The sequence below is a fragment of the Undibacterium sp. GW821-FHT11B02 genome, assembly GCF_058808955.1.
Genome location: NZ_JBXASD010000001.1, coordinates 364,795 through 383,697 on the forward strand (window position 1 = coordinate 364,795; position 18,903 = coordinate 383,697).

Here is an 18,903-nt window from a genome sequence, read left to right on the forward strand (position 1 = left end):
CAAGCTCACCAGGCCTTCCTTAATGCACAAATTAGTAATGCACGTTAGTTGACTCATCAATAACAAGGCGATTCCGTCCAGCCGTCTTGGCAGCATAGAGCGCCAAATCGGCTCTGTGCAATATCTGAGTCCATGAATCATTCTTGCCATTCGCAAATGCCGCCCCCATGCTTACTGCAATTGCTACGCGAGTACCCTGGCTCATGATCATCAGTGACTCGACTTCCTGGCATAAACGCCTGCCTATTGCCGTTAACTCAGGTACAGATACCTGCGGGAAGTAAAGCACAAATTCTTCGCCGCCATATCGTGCAAAGGCGTCGCGCTCCCGCAAAGTGCCACTGACATGACGCGAAAATTCCACTAAAACCATATCCCCGACAGCATGTCCAAAACGATCATTGATCTGCTTGAAATGGTCAAGATCCATGATGATCACTGCCATGCCCTGGCATATATTTTCTGGAAGTTGATCCAGAAACCAGCGACGATTTCCTATTCCTGTTAATTGATCTGTCTGAGCCATCAATTTCAAATGGCGTTCAGTGCGTTCGTTGACCAAAATAACGGTCAGCAATGCGATGCCAAAATTAAGCAAAATTTGCAGCAAGAACATCTCTGCAATGGGAAAAATGAAGGTCTTTCCAGAGATCAGGCTAATGAGATTGATTGTATAAACTAGCGCACTCAGGATTAGCGTTGCCGCCAATAACCTGCGTACAGGAAGTGCCTCATTACGGTAATCAAGGCGAACTTTCAATGCGGTAAGTATCAAAAATATCACTGCATTAATATGGAAGACGCTGGCCCGCAAGACGTTTTGGCCAGGAAAATCTGTAAGCCATCCTAATAAGGCCAAGCTCACTGGCACTGACAGCACCAGCCTGTTTTTCTGCCAGCCGCGCCGGCCACTTAATTCGCTCAATCCTGCCCAAAAAAGCGCATAACCCAAAGTGCCAAGGAAAAGGCTCAGATGTGTCCACAACCAATAAGGCAGGCTCGCATTTTCACCCAGACCAGCGACCGTTGCGCCCGCGGCCAAAGCAATGAAAGCAATGGCTAACAGACCCAAGCCTTTTACTGCCACCAATTGTTTTCGTAAGTACAAAAAAGCAAATGCGCCAATAAGAAGTGAAGTTTCGTGCAGTAACAGGACAGTAGCCAAATTTATTTCGGGGAACATAAATGCGAAGAGGTGCCTGATTGAATAATATGACAAGCGGGTATAAGCAAAATAAGTGCACCAGGCGCATTGCTGTTCAGTGCAACTATTTTCAGTAATATATTAGCGCGCAAGTATAACAAGGCCGTGAATTCCAGCTCCGGAACTGCGGGGAATAATCAATCAATTGCAATCAAATGAATGATTGTTTGTATTTTTGAAGAGGTGACTGACCAGGGCGTGCAGGCAATCAAATTGAGAGATGCGCTCTAAAATAAACTAACCAGGTATATTTTGTCGCCCCCAAAATGGAAAAACCCCGCTGAATAAATCAGCGGGGTTTGCGATCTGAGACTGAGCGGGCGGCTTAACGTTCTATCGCCAGCGCCACACCCATACCACCACCGATACACAGACTCGCCAGACCTTTTTTGGCATCGCGACGTATCATTTCATGGATCAGGCTGACCAGGATGCGGCAACCGGATGCCCCGATAGGATGGCCGATTGCAATCGCACCACCGTTGACGTTGATCTTGCTGGTATCCCAGCCCATTTCCTTGTTGACGCCGATGGCTTGTGCAGCAAAGGCTTCATTGATTTCCATCAGATCCAGGTCTTGATGCGTCCAGCCTGCTTTTTTCAGGCACAACTGGGTCGCAGGGACTGGGCCCATGCCCATGATGCTTGGGTCAATACCGGCAGAAGAATAAGCCTTGATGCGGGCCAGCACTGGCAAACCCAGCTCGTCCGCTTTTTTGGCGGACATCATGATAACGGCAGCAGCGCCGTCGTTCAGGCCAGAGGCATTACCGGCAGTGACCGTGCCATTTTTGTCGAAAGCCGGACGCAAAGACGACAGCGATTCCAGCGTGGTGCCGTGCTTGATGAATTCATCACTGTCAAAAACGGTCGTGCCTTTTTTGCTGACCAGTTCAAAAGGAATGATTTCATCCTTGAACTTGCCTGCCTTCTGCGCAGCTTCTGCCTTGTTTTGGGACGCCAGGGCAAACAAATCTTGTTCTTCACGGGTGACGCCGAATTTTTTGGCGACGTTTTCGGCAGTGATACCCATGTGGTACTGGTTATATACGTCCCACAGTCCATCCACGATCATGGTGTCAACCAGTTTGGCGTCGCCCATGCGGAAGCCATCGCGGGAACCGTTCAACACATGAGGGGATGCACTCATGTTTTCCTGGCCACCGGCGATGATAATGTCTGCGTCGCCCGCCTTGATGGCTTGTGCTGCCAGATGCGTTGCTTTCAAACCGCTACCACATACCTTGTTGATAGTGAATGCCGGGACCATGTCTGGCAAGCCAGCCTTGATGACAGCCTGACGCGCCGCATTTTGGCCGACACCAGCGGTCAGCACCTGACCGAGAATGACTTCATTGATCAGATCACCACTGATGCCGGTTTTTGCCAGCAAAGCCTTGATGACATGGGCACCCAGTTCGGAAGCAGCAGTTTTTGCCAAAGAGCCGCCAAATTTACCTACTGCAGTACGGCCTGCAGCTACGATTACCACGTCTTGCATGTGAATTCTCCTGGTTTTACCTCTGAGGGTATTGGGATGGTCAAACGAGTGCTGCTAAATCCTGCGTATAGGATACATCCTCTAGCTTACCACTGCTCGTGCTTGCAGTAGTTGGCACACTTAAAAAAAGATGGTGTTTTGCTATGAGTCTGGCTTGATGTGAATCAGAATGCTTGCATTTATACATGTTCGGCCACTTTAGCCAGTACCAACTCTGCCATGGGTGACAGGCTGCGCCGCTCCAGACTGACCACGCCAATTTCAGCATGAATGGCTTGCCAGCCATCCACTTTCAGTTCGACCAGCTCGCCATACGCTAGCTCTTTTGCCACGGCTGCCTGGGTACACAAGAGAATGGCATCGCTATGCAAGACAACCTGCTTCAAGACATAAATATTGTCGCAAGTGGTTACCAGCGGCAAATCCTGACCCGGTTCCAACCCAAACGCCTTGCGTAAAGACGGCAGGAAAATATCCGCCAGGTACACGCTGGCATAGCTCGCGCTTTGCAAGTCATGCATACTCAGCATATCTTTTGTCGTCAGTGGGTGCTCACGACGGCAATAAAGACCACCAGACTGTTGCGTCAGGTGCCTGATCTTGACATGCTGGTTGGGATTCACGGTACGGGTATCGGCGATAAAGAATTCCAATTTCTCGGCCAGCAAGTGTTCCATCAAGGTATCGCTGTTATTCACTTCCAGTACTGTACGCATACGTGGATAAGTGACGGCCAGTTCGGTCAATACCGCAGGTAAAAAGCTGCCCGCTGGGAAGGGCCCGGCCCCGAAAACAATCTGACCACTTTCGCAATCACGTAGTTGCGCCATCTCTTGCTTGAGGTTGTTTGCGGCATACAACAAATCATGTGCACGGGTAACCAGTTGCCGCCCAGCAGCGGTAATGGTAGCACCTGACTGGTCGCGGTCAAACAGACGCATACCCAGTTCGTCTTCCAGTCCGGAAATGCTGCGGCTCAATGCTGGCTGGCTAAGGTTGAGCTTGTCTGCCGCACGGGCAAAATTGCCTTGCTCTGCCAGTACGACCGCATGTTTAAGTTTGTTCAGGTTCATAGGAAGTTTATAGATGCCATACCTTAAAAGCATTGAGATAATAATTATAATGCATTGGACGCATTCACCTAAGTATTCCAAACTGGCTTGTATGAATAGAAACTACAAGCTCAGATGGAGACAACATGGCAAACCAGGACAGCAATATCAGTCGTAGAAAAGTGTTGGCAGCAATGGCAACTGTGGGTCTTGGTGCCGCCATGGGCGGTATGGCTGACCAGCATCTGAGGCCACGCAGCCTGCCAAAAGTGCCGGGTGCAATGTCAGCTGCAGGCTTACGCCAGCGGCGTCCGAATATCTTGCTGATCGTGAATGACCAGTTGCGCCACTGGCAAGACTTGCCATCTGGCCTGAGCTTGTCAGCGCATGAGATGCTGCTGGAACAAGGCACAGGCATGATGAATTTCCATGCGAATACCACGCCTTGCTCACCATCCCGCTCGAATATGTATTTCGGCCAGCATACACAACACACGCAGATGACGGCGAATGTGGATGCGCCACCATCTTTCCCGCAACTGGCAGACGGCTTACCTAGTCTCGGGCATTTGTTACGAGCGCAGGGCTACTACACTGCGTATAAGGGAAAATGGCATTTGAGCCATCTGCGGGCCGACCCCGGCCTGGTGTACGGGCCTTACCCAACGACTGAAAACGCGCTTGAGCCTTTTGGTTTTTCTGACTATAACGCCGATGGTGATCCACATGGTTCCACCTGGACCGGTTACCGTTATGATGGGCAAATCGCCAGTAATGCCGTGCAATGGCTGTGTAGCAAGGGGCACGAGATGCGTAGTATGCGCGGCAGGCAACCCTGGTTTCTGGCGGTGAATTTCGTCAATCCGCATGATGTCATGTACATCAGTACCGGGGATAAACAGGTATCCAGCAGGCAGCAACGCAATATGCTGTCGCCCTTGTCTACGCCACCGATTGGCGGTTTTTATGACAAAATCTGGGATCTGCCGCTACCGGATAGTTATTACCAGGACCAGTTGAAGGACAAACCCTGGGCCACGACTTCCTACATGGAAATGTGCAACTGGCTGTATGGTCATATAGACCCAAATGATGAAGCTGCATGGCGTGCCTACCAAAGCTATTACTTCAATTGCGTGCGGGATGTCGACAGCCACGCAATGACGGTCTTGCAGGCACTGAAAAAGCTGGGCATGGAGCAGGACACTATCGTCATCTATACCTCAGATCATGGCGAAATGGCTGGCGCACATAAACTGCGTCAGAAAGGCCCTTTCATGTACAAGGAAAACCTGCGCCTGCCCTTCATCGTACGTCACCCGGATGTGGCAGGCAGCAGGATGACCAACGCGCTAGGTTCACATATCGACCTGGTACCCACCATACTGGGTATGGCCGGGGTCGATAGCCGTGCAACTGCAGAAAAATACCCCTACCTGAAAGGCATGGATATCAGCGCCGCCATCACCACGCCGGGGGCGACTACAGAGCGGGACAAGAAAGGCATCTTGTTCAATTATGGTGTGCCACTGTATATGGACCCGGAATTCACACGCAAGGGTGCAACCACCGGTAAGACGTATAGCAAGCTGAGTTCGCTTTTCATCGGTCTTGAAAGCGGGCAGTTTTTACCCAGCCTGGACAACCCGGCGCTGTTTCGCGGCATCCATGATGGCCGCTACAAATTTGCCCGTTATTTCAAACCTGCCGATCACCATCAACCACGCGACTGGCAAAACCTGACCACCCGCAACCAGCTGGAGCTTTACGACACCCACACGGATCCTAATGAAATCACCAACCTGGCGGCCAAGCCGGAGCAATATAAAGAATTGCTGCTGAATTTAAACAGCAAGTTGAATACACTGATCACTACCGAAGTCGGTGATGATCTGGGCAGAGAATTGCCAGGACCGGCATTTTTATATCAACGAGAAACCTGAATAAACCTGGGGGAGAACATGCAAGAAAAAACCATAAGCAAAATCCTGTATGTCAGTGGCATAGTCACCATGCTGGCGGGCTTGCAATTTCTGGCCCCTACCCTGTTCCTGCAGGCATCCGGCATGCAGGTGGGTGATGTTACTGGCCTGTTTTTCGCCCGCCACTGGGGTTTGATGGCCTTTGTAGTCGGCGCTTTGATCTTGTATGCCGTCAAACAGGTGCAGGCACGCCGGGCGATTTTATTGGCAGCGACAACAGAAAAACTGGGCCTGGTCGTCATGGTGACAATCAACTGGGCCGAGCCGGCCTTGCAGGGCTTGCATGTTGCGGCCTTTTTTGATGGCACCTGTGTTGTGCTGTATCTGATTTATTTGCTGGGCAAGCCAGCACAACCGCAAACTTAAATTTTGACCAGACATGAAAAAATCCCCTCATGCGAGCATCAGGGGATTTTTATACTGCAACTCAATTTTCATTGAGCCTGAAACATCAATTGCTAATTACTTCTTTTTAGCAGTTGCTTTTTCAGCAGCTTGTGTGAATTGCTGGGTAGCCTTGGTCAGGTTTTCTTCCAGTGTTTGCACAGCTTGCTTGGTTGTTTTGGACAGTTGTTCGTAACCTGCGTTGATGTTGCCAACAACAGATTTCAAAGCTGTCACAGCTTGTTCGGAACCAGCTGGTGCATTTTTAGTTACTTCGTCGATCAGAGAGATCACTTTAGTATTTGTTTCAGCGATGTGCGCTTCAACTGCTTTAGTGAATTCTTGCTGAGTTGCTGTAGTGATGCTTGCCAGGTGACGGCCATAAGCCAGGGCTTTTTCTGCACTTGGCTGAGCTTGTGCTGCAGTCAGGGAGAAAAATTCTTGTGGGTCTTTGGCACCGATCAATTGCTTGGCAGCAGCTGTACCTTCTTCAAAACTGGCTTTGGCAGCATTGACGTTCAGGGCAAACAATTGCTCCAGACCTTCAAAGGCTTTCTTGTTCAGAGAAGTCAGGGAAGCAAATTGGGCTTCCAGGTTAGCTTTGGTAGCAGCGATAAATTGTTCTGGTGTATTGGTAGTCATAACATTCTCCGGTAAATGGAATTAAGTGGATTCAAACATCGGCAGCGCCTTCCATTAACTCAATTGAATGGTGCACCGCAACAATTACGATTTTACACGGAGAATTTAAAAGGTCAAGCACTTTTTGTGCATCGCACCAAAATTAGCTAAATTACATTTCAGAAACCTCGCTTGAAATACTATACAAAGCAAAGTGACGATTGGGCCTGGTCTTGTTTATTGTCAGGTTTATCGCTTTTACCCTTGCCCTTTTCCAACCTCAGCAAGGCTTGCTTATTCTCCAAACCACCGGCGTAACCTGTCAATGCCCCCGAACTGGCGATGACACGATGACAAGGAATGATGATGGAAACGGGATTGCGCCCATTCGCCGCACCAACCGCCCGTACCGCCGCTGGCTGCCCGATATGTTGTGCAAGTTGCCCGTAACTGGCCGTCGTGCCAAACGGAATTTGCCGTAAGCCAGCCCAGACGGCTTGCTGAAACGCTGTGCCTGCCGACAAATCCAGCGGCAAGTCAAAATCCTGGCGCTGTCCTGCAAAATAGTCACGCAACTGCTGGCTGGCCTGTACCAACAGAGGGTGTTGCGGATTCAATTGCCAGCCTGCACTCCCCTTAAAATGCTTGTGGTGTTCAAAATACACGCCACAAATACCATTTGCGCTGGCAGCCAGCAACAAGGAGCCCAGCGGACTATCCATATTCATATAGTGGATGGTTTTCATCATGTTTCCTTTCTTTCTTACATGTACATCAAGATGTCGCCAGGGATTGCCACAGCAACAATGCGGCATAAGCGCGCCATGGCGCCCATGCTTCGGCACGGCCAAGTAACTGCTTTTCTGTCAGGCGAGCCTGTGGTGGCAGACTGAGCTGTGCTGCTGCTTTTTGCAGACCCAGATCGCCAGCCGGGAATGCATCGGAAAAACGCAAAGCCCGCATCGCAATGTATTGCGCCGTCCATTCACCGATGCCGCGCACGGTCTTCAATCTGGCAACCATGTCATCCGAACTGGCGGCCGGTTGTCTTTGCAAGCCACCATCCAGCGTGAATTGGGCAATGTGCTGCAGCGTCGCTGCCCGTGTCCCGGGAATGCCGATACCTGCCAGTTGATCAACCGACAGGTCAACAATGGTTTGTGGTGAGGGAAAATGACGGGTGATCGCCGCAAACGGCGTCGTTGCCGCCTGACCGAAACGTGTTACCAGTCGCCCGGCTACCGTGGTTGCCCCAGCGACACTGACTTGCTGGCCGAGTACGGCACGGATTGCCAACTCGAAACTGTCAAAAGCACCCGGCACCCGCATGCCGGGCGTGCGCTGGATTTGTGCTGTCAGCATGGCATCATTTTCCAGATGACTTTGTATGATGGCCGGATTGGCTTCCAGGTCAAATTGTTGTCTGACACGTGCCATCAAAGGCATCAATACTGGTGCAAGTTCCGGTGCTACTTGCAGACTCAGTTGATGTTTATCAGGCAAATGGGCAACTTTCAACCAGCCAGTGATTCCATCGATTTGCACACTACGGACATAGGCTTTGCCGCCCTTTTCTTCTATCACTGCTTCCAGCCCCGGCATGGCACGACCGGCAAGGTAAGCAATGACTGCATCCCATGCATACGGTGGGCGATAAGCCAGGCGCAGGCTGACACCTTCACCACCAAGATCAGCGGCGCGTCGTATGGAACCAGGAGCCATCTGATAACGTTCAGAAAACAGGGCATTAAACCGCCTGACACTGCCAAAACCGGCAGCGAATGCTATCTCTGCCATGCCCAGCCGGGTTTCCTGCAACAATTTTTTGGCGAACAGCAGGCGCTGGGTCTGTGCCAGTTCAACCGGTGTGACACCAAATTCTTGCAACATCACTCGCCGCAGTTGCCGTGAAGACAGGCCAACCTGTCGCGAAAAACTTTCCAGGTCGTTTTCATTCAATGCCCCATCAGCAATTCTTTGCCACACGGCATGCGCCAGATTCTGTTGCAAAGCATACGGTGCCAGTTCAGGCCGGCAACGCAGGCAGGGACGAAAACCCGCTGCTTCAGCCGCTGCTGCACTATTAAAAAATTCACAGGAAGATTCACGCGGGGTTTTGACACCGCATACCGGACGGCAATAAATACCGGTAGTTTTTACACCGGTAAAAAAGACCCCGTCAAAACGACTGTCCCTGGCTGCAAGAGCGCGGTAATAGCATTGCTGCTGGGTCGGACTGTCACCCGCTTCAGGAAATAAAATGGCGGAGGCTACCGTTTTTTCCATCGTGTTTTTTACTGTTTTCATTACTGCCACTTCATCCTTGTCTGTACGGTCAACCTGCTTTGCTTTCTTCATTTGTATTTATACGCGAGTGTGCGGCACTGTTCTAGCCGTTTTCGGACAAATAAATCCAGCCGAAACCACCATGTACCGAATACAAGAAGGCAATACCGTCATGGTCTTTGGGGCAGTCCACATGATGTTCAAGTTTCGACTACACTGGAATGTATTTCCTTATACGTAAACCATCTATCCCATGACGACTCAACGCGCCCCCGATCTCAAGACCGTGCTGATTGCCAGCGGTTTCGTCTTAACGCTGGCCATGGGCGTACGACATGGTTTTGGCTTGTGGATGCAGCCTATATCGCAGGCGCATGGCTGGACCAGGGAAACCTATTCCATGGCGATGGCCATGCAAAATCTGATGTGGGGTGTCTTTGGCCCGTTTGCGGGTATGGCAATTGACCGCTTCGGCACCATGAAGATGGTGATACTCGGTGCCTTCCTGTATGCGGGTGGCTTGCTGTGGATGGCCATGATAGACCAGCCTACCGTGTTTATTCTGGGCACCGGTGTGCTGATTGGTGCAGCTCTTGCCTGTACTTCATTTGGTGCCGTCAGCGGCATCATTGGTCGTACCGCACCGCTGGAAAAACGTTCATGGGCATTTGGCATTTCTTCTGCAGCCAGTTCCTTCGGACAATTTGTCATGATGCCGGTGGAACAGCAATTGATAGGGCATACCGGCTGGCAAAATGCGTTTTACATGCTGGCGGCACTGGTAGTCATCATCATGCTGCCTATGGCCTGGAAACTACGTGAACCTGCCCTGGAGCAAGCCAGCGGCCCTCAACAAAGTATCAGCCAGGCGATACGCGAAGCCTTTGCCTATAAACCTTTTCTGTTGCTGTTGGCCGGGTATTTTGTGTGTGGCTTCCAGGTCGTGTTTATCGGTGTGCACATGCCGGCTTATCTGAAGGACAAGGGCATACTTGACCCGAATGTCGCGGTCTTTGCGCTTGCCCTGATCGGGCTGTTCAATATTTTTGGCTCTTATTACGCTGGCAAACTGGGCGGGATGTTTTCCAAACCTTATCTGCTGTCCACGATTTATCTGTCACGCACAGTGGTAATCGGCTTGTTCCTGCTGGCACCTTTATCGTCCTATTCGATTTATGCTTTTTCTGCAGCGCTGGGCTTGCTGTGGCTGTCTACCGTGCCGCTGACGAATGGCATCATTGCCGGTATCTTCGGGGTCAAGTACTTGTCGATGCTATCGGGCTTTGTGTTTTTCTCACACCAGGTGGGTAGCTTCATGGGGGTCTGGCTGGGTGGCTATATTTATACCAAGACCGGCAATTACGATATGGTCTGGGGCATCGTGCTGGCGCTGGGTATTTTTGCCGCCCTGGTGAATGTCCCTATCAGCGAAAAACCTATCGTGCGTGAACAGACGGCAGTTGCATGATGAAAACCTCGTCTTTTCCACGATCATGATATCGCGCAAAAAAATCCCGCAACTGCTATGGCTGCTGCTGATGGCCGTGGTACTGGCCTTGACTTTCATGGCTTATCTGCGGCCGGCCTTCATTCTGGAACTGGCGAATCGCTTCGTCCTTTGCTGAAACCTCCCTTCGCTGCCTGAACTCTGCGCTGACCAGGCAACGGGCCAGCACCAGCAATAACAAAATCAGATCTCATGGAGCATGACGTGGAATTATTTTCCAGCATGATGGTCTGATACACTGTTTTCCTCTGTCATTACCTGTCTCAGTCACTAGAACTCATTTCATACCGGAAACCTTATGAACAAACACCTCATGCTCATATTGCTGAGTTCTGCACTGGCAATTCAATCCAGTGCGGCAAACTCTGCGCCAGCTGAAACAGCGGCAAATACCAAGGCCGTCAGCAGCAAGAAGCCCCTCAACACTCTGGCGAATAATCCCTTCGCCACTGCCAGCAATCTGATGTATGAGTACCCGCCCTTCGACAAAATTCGTAATGACCATTATGCCCCCGCCTTTGCCGAGGGCATGCGCCAGCAGAATGCCGAAATCGCCCGCATTGCCAACAACCGGGCAGCACCGACTTTCGACAATACCGTGGTCGCGATGGAACGTGCCGGACAAATGCTGAACCGTGTTTCCACCGTCTTCACCAACCAGACATCCACCAATACCAACCCGGTATTGGAAACCCTGTCGCGCGAACTGGCCCCCAAACTGGCTGCCCATCAAGATCAGATTTTTCTGAACGCTCAATTATTCAAGCGCATCAGCAAATTGTATGAAGCACGCAGCAGCCTGAACCTGGATGCCGAATCCTTCCGTCTGCTGGAACGTTATTACACCGACTTTGTGCGGGCCGGTGCCAGGCTGGCAGAAACAGACAAGACCAAGTTGAAATCCATGAATGCGCAGCTGGCGACCCTGGCTACCCAGTTCAGCCAGAATGCGCTGAAAGAAAACAATGCCGGTGCCATCATCGTCGATAACAAGGCTGACTTGCAGGGGCTGTCAGAAGGTGAATTGTCCAGCGCAACTGAAGCCGCCAAGGCACGCGGCCTGAACGACAAATACGTGATACCGCTGATGAACACCACCGGCCAGCCATTTGAAGCCGTGCTGGCTAACCGGGCACTGCGCCAGCGCTTGCATGAGGCATCGGTAGCTCGCGGCAGCCATGGTGGAGAATTTGATAACCGCGATGTCGTTCTCAAGATAGTTCGTCTGCGGGCCGAACGGGCCGCCTTGCTAGGTTACGCCAACCATGCCGCTTATGGCCTGGAAGATGAAACCGCAAAAACCACCACTGCCGTCAACAAGATGCTGACCGAACTGGCCCCGGCGGCAATCAATAACGCCAGGCTGGAAGCGGCAGAACTGCAAAAACTGATCGATGCGCAGCAAGGTGGTTTCAAGCTGGAAGCATGGGATTGGGCCTACTATACCGAACAATTGCGCAAGGCCAAATACAGTTTTGACGACAGCCAGTTGCGCCCCTATTTTGAGTTGAACAATGTGCTGGAAAACGGCGTGTTTTATGCGGCATCGAAACTGTACGGCATCAGCTTCAGGGAACGCAAGGACTTGCCGGTGTATCACCCGAGCGTCAAGGTGTATGAAGTGCTGGATGCCGATGGCAGCAGCCTGGCATTGTTCATTGCGGACATGTATGCGCGCGATACCAAGCGTGGTGGCGCATGGATGAACGCGTATACCGAACAGTCGGGCCTGTTTGGCACTCATCCGGTCATTGCCAACCATCTCAATATTCCGCAACCACCCGCAGGTCAGCCTACCCTGCTGACCTTTGATGAAGTGCGTACCGCGTTTCACGAATTTGGTCATGCCTTGCATGGCATGTTTTCCAAAGTGAAGTACCCGCATTTTTCCGGCACGAATGTCCCACGTGATTTTGTCGAATATCCATCCCAGGTTAACGAGATGTGGGCGACCTGGCCGGAAGTGTTGAAGAACTATGCCAAACACTATCAGAGTGGTGAGGTCATCCCGCAATCGCTGGTCGATAAAATCAGTGCTGCCAATCAGTTCAACCAGGGCTTCACCACCACCGAATATATTGCCGCATCACTGTTGGACCAACGCTGGCACCAGTTGACGCCAGTGCAAATCCCCAGCGATGTACTGGCCTTTGAAACGCAGGCATTGAAACAGGCTGGTGTGGACTTTGCCCCGGTACCTCCGCGCTATCGCACCACCTATTTCTCGCATATTTTTGGCGGCGGTTATTCAGCCGGTTACTACGCCTATTTGTGGAGTGAAGTGCTGGATGCCGATTCGGTAGAATGGTTCAAGGAAAACGGTGGTCTCAGCCGCAAGAATGGCGACTGGTTCCGCCAGCAATTGCTGTCCAAAGGTGGCAGCGTTGATCCGTTGTTATCCTTCCGTCAGTTCCGTGGACGTGATCCCAAGATCGAACCCTTGCTGATACGTCGCGGTTTGCAATCAGGACAGAAATAAACGCTGATAACTCAGTCAAAAACAGGAAGGGGACACATAATTGTGTCCCCTTCCTGTTTTTATATTCCGATTTGCTACTTAGATGACCCAACTTCTGAAGTCACCGCTCCCGACGATTACTCGAGTTTCCAGACGAAATCAACCTTGGCCCACAATTGATCAGGTTTGCCATCTTTGGTACCTGGTTTGAATTTGCATTGGCTTAATGCGCCCAAAGCGGCTTTGTCCAGGCTTTTGGATCCGCTGGATTTTTCGACTTTTGATTCAACGACTTTACCATCAGTACTGATCAGGAAACCCATGGTGACGGTACCTGTCTCTTCATTCATCAGCGCGGCTTTTGGGTATTTCGGTGGTTCGCAGGATTTGCTTTCCATGACTGGTGATGTTTCAGCAGCCAGTACAGAAGCGCTCATTAGCAGTAGCAGAGATGAAACAAGAACGGATATTTGCGGTTTCATAAAAATATTTTTATTCACTTTTGTTCAGTATAAAAAAATTCCGGCAGATCACAAGTCAAGCATTGTTAACTGACATTCGAATAGCATGAACCCTGACTACTATCGGCAAACCAACTGTATCAAAACAGCCGGTCGGGAATCATGACAGCGTAATCAGAATTCTTCCCATTCATCTTTTCTGTTTGCTGATGCGGCTTTTTTTACTTGCACCTTGGCCGCAGGTAAAGATTTTACCTGATTGTTTCTGACCTTAGGCTTAATTGCGACCACAGGCTCAACACGACGTACCGGTGCAGGTGTGGGTGTGGGCGTTGCCAGCGTTTGCTGGATGCGCTCACCAGCCTGCAATTTGAATACGCTGACGACTTTTGCCAGTTCAGAGGCCTGATCCTGCAAGCTTTGTGCGGCAGCAGCAGCTTGCTCTACCAGAGCAGCATTTTGCTGGGTGACGCCATCCATTTCGATAATGGCGTGGTTCACATGTTCAATACCGACACTTTGCTCCTGGCTGGCAGCACTGATTTCGGCAATGATATCCGTCACGTGTTTTACACTGGAGACCACCTGATCTATTGTCACACCAGCCTGTCCAACCAGCTTGGTACCGATTTCGACTTTTTCTACCGAGGTGCCAATCAGGGTCTTGATCTCTTTGGCAGCAGCAGCACTACGTTGTGCCAGGTTACGCACTTCGGCAGCAACCACGGCAAACCCGCGACCTTGCTCGCCGGCACGTGCTGCTTCAACAGCTGCGTTCAGCGCCAGGATATTGGTCTGGAAAGCAATACCATCAATGACGCTGATGATATCCACAATTTTCTTGGACGATTCATTAATGGAACCCATGGTATCAACCACCTGCGCCACCACGACACCACCCTGACGTGCAACTTCAGAGGCTGATGCGGCCAGTTGATTGGCTTCACGGGCATTGTCAGCATTCTGCTTCACGGTGGTCGTCAATTCTTTCATGGACGACGTGGTTTTTTCCAGCGAACCGGCCTGCTGTTCTGTGCGAGAAGACAAGTCCAGGTTGCCAGTGGCGATTTCGCTGGATGCCGTGGCAATAGTGTCGGTACCGGTACGTACTTGTGCAACGATGTTCACCAAGCTGTCACGCATGTTTTTCATTTCAAACAGCAGACTTTTCTGGTCACCTGATTTCAGGTCTATCTGTCCGCTCAAATCACCGGCAGCAATCTGGCCCGCGATAGTGGCTGCATAATCAGGCTCTCCACCCAATTGTTTCAGCAAACTGCGGCTGATCGCCCATGCTGCACTGATACCAGCTGCCAGCGCCAGTGCCCCCAGCACCAGCATCAGGGTAGTTGCTGCCTTGAAGGCGGATTTGGCTTCGTCTGCCGTTTGTCCATTCAGCTTGTCTTCTAATGTAACGAGTTCGTCCAAAGCATCCAGCCATTTTTTCTGGACAGGACGCAATTTCTTGATCAGGGTAATAGTTGCGGCTTCAGCATTGTTGGCCATACCCAGTTCCTGGGCTTTGGCTGGCAAAGATGCCGCTGCCGTTTCCGCCTCCTTGAGCTTGGTCAGCAGCGCTTTCTTTTCTGCTGAGACATTACCGTCTTCAGCACCCATCTTGCTCAGTTTTTCATCTGCTGCGGCATATTTTTTTGACTGGTCAGCGATCTTGGCCAGTTCCGGTTCCATATCCCCTGCGTCATTGAGCAAGGTCAGATTACGCAGTGACACCATGCGGTCATACACAATCGCACGCATGTCCAGCGCCAGACGAGTCTCGGCATTGCTGACATTAACGATCTTTTCCAGACGCCCTTGTATTTGTGACATCCTCGAAATGCCGACTACCGCCACTGCAATCAATAGCGCTAACACCAGAGCAAAGCCCAGCCCCAGACGTTTACTTACTGTCATTGTTGATAAATTCATTTGCTTGACTGGTTTTAAAAAGGTTGAGGAAGTGACGAATACCGACAAAGCTTTATTACTTGCTGTTCTCCACGCAATTACTGCGTCTTTAATTCGCCAGACCGAAATTCACTCTGATCGGCCTTATTCACCAAAAACCGATGAAAACAGGGTTTTTTGGAGTGATCAGCTTTTAATTTGTGGGAATACAGCAAATAAAGTTAGAAATATACTCGAATTTTGCCCAGTGGCAAGGGGTTTTTACTGTGATGGTCTCTATCAAAATGCGCGATTTTTATAGTTCCTGACAGAAAGTATTTTCATTTATGCAGGCATATAAATTTGCTTTTTTTTCATGTGGACTAACTATTCTTGCCGGGTGGGTGTTTTGACTAAATTTTGTTCACGCTTTATTTGATTTTCCCATCGCAACAATGCTTTATTAGCAAATCAACCTCATTGATAAAAGCAAAAATTTTTGTATTTTTTTCTTTGCATCAAAGACTTAGCGAGAAAAAATGGGAATTGAAATTCGAAAAAAAACCCCGGTTTTTTTACCGGGGTTTTTATAAGGCATATCAATAATTAATACTTGTATGCAGCTGTGACATAGAAGGTACGACCCAGTGGATCAGTATAACGACCATCATAGCCAACCTGATTACCACCACCGGTATTACGAATGGTGAATGGAGGATCAACATTGAAGAGGTTACGGATACCGCCAGTAATAGTCAGATTTTTGATTACCTTGGCTTGCAATTGATAATCAAAAGTCATGTAGTTGCTGACATCACGCGCCATGTCTACATAACCACCAATACTGCCGTCAGCATTCACGGAACGGACATAAGCATCATCTGCCGTCGCTACCTTGTCGTGATAGCCAGAACGGTAATTCATGGTCAGGCTATGCGTGTACTGATCGGACACTTTCAGGGAAGTCACGAGTCTGGAGATGATACGGAAGGTGACATCATCATAGGAGTCGAAACGACCTATGCTACTTTCCTTGGCTGCACCGGGTACATCCTTTTCTGCTGTCAGCATATAAGTACCGGACCAGTTCATGGTCAGCTTGCCGATAGACAGGGCTGTCTTGAAGGTCGCATCCCAATCCAGACCGGAATAGCGTGAGCTGGCCAGATTCACAGGACTACGCGTCGCCACCAGAACTTTGGATTTCTGGATAGGATCGTAGTACAGGGAGATGTATTGATTAGCCAGTGACGGTGTCGTGAAAATCAAATCCTGAGACAGTCTCTGGATCTGATTTTTCAGTTTCACATCCCACCAGTCCAGGCCCAACGACAGGCTGCTGACCGGTTCAAAACGGAAGCCAAGAGCCGCCTGTTTTGATTCTTCTGCCTTCAGTGCATCCGCACCTGTGCTTGGATTACCTTTTTTCAAGAGACCATATTCGGAAGTACCACGGCAATAAGCAAAGCGTGGATCACTTGCCTGGGTGATGGGGCAAGGGAAGAAGTTCGACGAACCGTCATTTTTCAATGGATCGGAAATGTCATTCAGCGTAGGTGCTTTGAAGCCAGTGCCGTAAGAACCGCGCAGCATCAGGTTTGACACTGGCTGGTAACGTGCGGACAATTTATAAGTTGCCTTGGAAACGGAAATACCTTGAGTACCAGGTTGCGAAGCATTGCCGTTCACGTCATAGCTGACATTGTCTTTCTTCACAGCATCATAGCTGTCATAACGTACGGCAGCAGTGACATCCATGTTTTTGATGACAGGCATCAACAATTCACCAAAAGTACCCCAGCTTTTGCGGGAAGCGACCAGACCTTGTGAGCCGGTGCTGCCACCAATAATGACGTCAGTCCAGGCGGGATGCTGTGGACCAGGACCTTGCGAGAGCTCGCTAGGCGCATCGTCATAAGACTGCTTGGTCATATCTGCACCCAGACCCAGTTGAGCCTTGCCGCCACTCATGTCGAACAACTCTTTGGATGCGTGGGCACTCAAGACATCGATCTTGGATTTCGTGACACTAAGGTTTTCTTGCAGTATTGCTGGTGCCAGAATCGAACTGGCGTTCGCATTGATGATGTATGGATTGTAAGCGCCGGATTTGACCAGTGCATCAAAACGATTAGCACTCATGTAACCGGAAACAGCGTCATCTTTTTCCGTGTTTTCGGAGTGTGTATAGCTGGCACTGTAATCCCAGCCTTCAAAATTGCTTTCCAGGCCGATTACTCCGTGACGTGCTTCGGTTTTGTACTTGTCGGCGCGGCCACCTGCATCGCGGGCACGGAAGTAGAAGAAGGCATCGGTCACGTCGGTAGGGTTGATACCTTGTCCTGCCAACAGAGGCACTACAGATTTGTTGTAGGCACCGATGTAGTTCGGGTTAATCACCTTGACGCCAGTGACAGGGTCCGTGCTGAAAGTAGTCAAAGGTTGTGCTGGAGCCGCATAATATGCAGTGTTGGAGAAATTGGACATCACCAGTTCGCCAAACAGTGTCGTGTCTTTGCCGACTTTCAGGTTGCCAGAGGCAAACAAACTGTCGCGCTTCAGTTCTGGTAGCAATTGCACTGTGGACGCATAGTCATAACGGCAAACGCCGCCACGTGCAAAAGTATTTGGGCCATTACATTTGCCGGTATTCACCAGGTCAGGCGAGAAAGTCGCGTTATTGCCCAGGGAATCATAAATATCAGCATTCGCAGGAATGGAATTGATACTGGTTTGCCAGGTAGCATACATCTTGCCGTCTTTGACGAATTTCTGAACACCGGAGCTACCGAAGCTGCGCTGTGACGCTTCCAGGGCTTTTTGTTCATCGTGACTGTAGGCAAACAAAACGTTGTAACCGTCTTTTACCGGGTCACCAAAACCTTTGGAAATCGAGAAGTTGCTGCTGCGACCACCGCTTTGTTGTGGGCTGGTCAGTGTGGCTTCTACGTTCAGGTCAGTCTGGTTTTTTTTCAAAATAAAGTTGACCACACCGGCAATCGCATCTGAACCGTACAAAGTCGATGCACCATCCGTCAGGATCTCTACACGTTCTACGGCGGACAGAGGGATACTGCCCAAGTTCACTGCACTACCTGTACCATACGGCGCCATGCGGCGACCATTCAACAGCACCAGAGTGTAATCTGTACCAATCGCATGAATGGAGGCAGATTGGCGACCTGCGCCACCACCATTAACCGAAGCAGAAGAGGTAATGAAGCCTTGCATGGCTGGCAAAGCGGCAACCAGGTCAGCCACATTATTCAAGCCACTTTGTTCTATGTCTTTACGTGTCAAGGTTTGTACAGGCAAAGCACCTTCCTGCGCAATCCGTTTAATGGACGAACCGGTAATCTCCACTTTTTGAACTGCATCTTGCGACATTGCCGGTTGTGCCAGCAAGCCTGCACCGACAGCAAAACCGCCTACAAACATCAGGCGCACTGACCGGGCCAACATTTTTTCTACCATGACTATTCCCCCGAAAAAAACTAACAAGTCAGACTTCGCATGCAAGGCCTCACCTCGTAAGTAAGACCCCCTATCTGCATGGCAAA

At 50.4% G+C, this 18,903-nt stretch carries 14 protein-coding genes; 5 read left to right on the top strand and 9 right to left on the bottom strand.

The annotated features are described in order from the left end of the window. Window positions 1-31: 31 nt before the first annotated feature. From AC1RVX_RS01620 to AC1RVX_RS01630, 3 genes are all read right to left on the bottom strand, one after another. Complete coding sequence (locus tag AC1RVX_RS01620) at window positions 32-1,165, bottom strand: GGDEF domain-containing protein (protein ID WP_493214822.1); 1,134 nt, start codon at window positions 1,163-1,165, stop codon at window positions 32-34. Window positions 1,166-1,529: 364 nt separating this feature from the next. Further along, complete coding sequence (locus AC1RVX_RS01625; RefSeq protein ID WP_493214823.1) at window positions 1,530-2,705, bottom strand: acetyl-CoA C-acetyltransferase; 1,176 nt, start codon at window positions 2,703-2,705, stop codon at window positions 1,530-1,532. 179 nt (window positions 2,706-2,884) lie between these two features. After that, window positions 2,885-3,778: a LysR family transcriptional regulator gene (locus AC1RVX_RS01630; RefSeq protein WP_493214824.1), complete on the bottom strand. Its 894-nt coding sequence runs from the start codon at window positions 3,776-3,778 to the stop codon at window positions 2,885-2,887. A 125-nt stretch (window positions 3,779-3,903) separates the two neighbouring features. On the opposite strand from AC1RVX_RS01630, the gene AC1RVX_RS01635 reads away from it, so the two are divergent. Both AC1RVX_RS01635 and AC1RVX_RS01640 read left to right on the top strand, forming a co-directional pair. Then, complete coding sequence (locus AC1RVX_RS01635) at window positions 3,904-5,700, top strand: sulfatase family protein (RefSeq protein ID WP_493214825.1); 1,797 nt, start codon at window positions 3,904-3,906, stop codon at window positions 5,698-5,700. 18 nt (window positions 5,701-5,718) lie between these two features. Continuing rightward, complete coding sequence (locus AC1RVX_RS01640) at window positions 5,719-6,105, top strand: hypothetical protein (RefSeq protein WP_493214826.1); 387 nt, start codon at window positions 5,719-5,721, stop codon at window positions 6,103-6,105. 96 nt (window positions 6,106-6,201) lie between these two features. Here the strand turns inward: AC1RVX_RS01640 and AC1RVX_RS01645 are convergent, their stop codons facing one another. The 3 genes from AC1RVX_RS01645 to AC1RVX_RS01655 form a co-directional block, all read right to left on the bottom strand. Then, complete coding sequence (locus AC1RVX_RS01645; protein WP_493214827.1) at window positions 6,202-6,765, bottom strand: phasin family protein; 564 nt, start codon at window positions 6,763-6,765, stop codon at window positions 6,202-6,204. A gap of 179 nt (window positions 6,766-6,944) precedes the next feature. Further along, the gene (locus tag AC1RVX_RS01650; protein WP_493214828.1) at window positions 6,945-7,493 is read right to left on the bottom strand and encodes a methylated-DNA--[protein]-cysteine S-methyltransferase; all 549 of its coding nucleotides are present in this window, start codon (window positions 7,491-7,493) and stop codon (window positions 6,945-6,947) included. Window positions 7,494-7,518: 25 nt separating this feature from the next. Then, window positions 7,519-9,102, bottom strand: a complete 1,584-nt coding sequence (locus AC1RVX_RS01655; RefSeq protein ID WP_493214829.1) for an AlkA N-terminal domain-containing protein — start codon at window positions 9,100-9,102, stop codon at window positions 7,519-7,521. A 181-nt stretch (window positions 9,103-9,283) separates the two neighbouring features. On the opposite strand from AC1RVX_RS01655, the gene AC1RVX_RS01660 reads away from it, so the two are divergent. The 3 genes from AC1RVX_RS01660 (at window position 9,284) to AC1RVX_RS01670 (ending at window position 13,016) form a co-directional block, all read left to right on the top strand. Then, on the top strand, window positions 9,284-10,498 hold the full coding sequence (locus AC1RVX_RS01660; protein WP_493214830.1) for an MFS transporter: 1,215 nt from the start codon (window positions 9,284-9,286) through the stop codon (window positions 10,496-10,498). Window positions 10,499-10,523: 25 nt separating this feature from the next. Continuing rightward, on the top strand, window positions 10,524-10,655 hold the full coding sequence (locus tag AC1RVX_RS01665; protein ID WP_493214831.1) for a hypothetical protein: 132 nt from the start codon (window positions 10,524-10,526) through the stop codon (window positions 10,653-10,655). A 180-nt stretch (window positions 10,656-10,835) separates the two neighbouring features. Continuing rightward, window positions 10,836-13,016, top strand: a complete 2,181-nt coding sequence (locus AC1RVX_RS01670; RefSeq protein ID WP_493214832.1) for a M3 family metallopeptidase — start codon at window positions 10,836-10,838, stop codon at window positions 13,014-13,016. A 116-nt stretch (window positions 13,017-13,132) separates the two neighbouring features. Here AC1RVX_RS01670 and AC1RVX_RS01675 read toward each other — a convergent pair whose 3' ends face one another. The 3 genes from AC1RVX_RS01675 to AC1RVX_RS01685 all read right to left on the bottom strand — a co-directional run bounded on the left by AC1RVX_RS01675 (window position 13,133) and on the right by AC1RVX_RS01685 (window position 18,817). Beyond that, window positions 13,133-13,432 (bottom strand): energy transducer TonB, encoded by a 300-nt coding sequence (locus tag AC1RVX_RS01675; protein ID WP_493214833.1) that lies wholly within the window; start codon window positions 13,430-13,432, stop codon window positions 13,133-13,135. A 198-nt stretch (window positions 13,433-13,630) separates the two neighbouring features. After that, complete coding sequence (locus AC1RVX_RS01680; protein WP_493214834.1) at window positions 13,631-15,370, bottom strand: methyl-accepting chemotaxis protein; 1,740 nt, start codon at window positions 15,368-15,370, stop codon at window positions 13,631-13,633. A 579-nt stretch (window positions 15,371-15,949) separates the two neighbouring features. After that, window positions 15,950-18,817: a TonB-dependent receptor domain-containing protein gene (locus AC1RVX_RS01685; protein WP_493214835.1), complete on the bottom strand. Its 2,868-nt coding sequence runs from the start codon at window positions 18,815-18,817 to the stop codon at window positions 15,950-15,952. Between the last annotated feature and the right edge of the window lie 86 nt (window positions 18,818-18,903).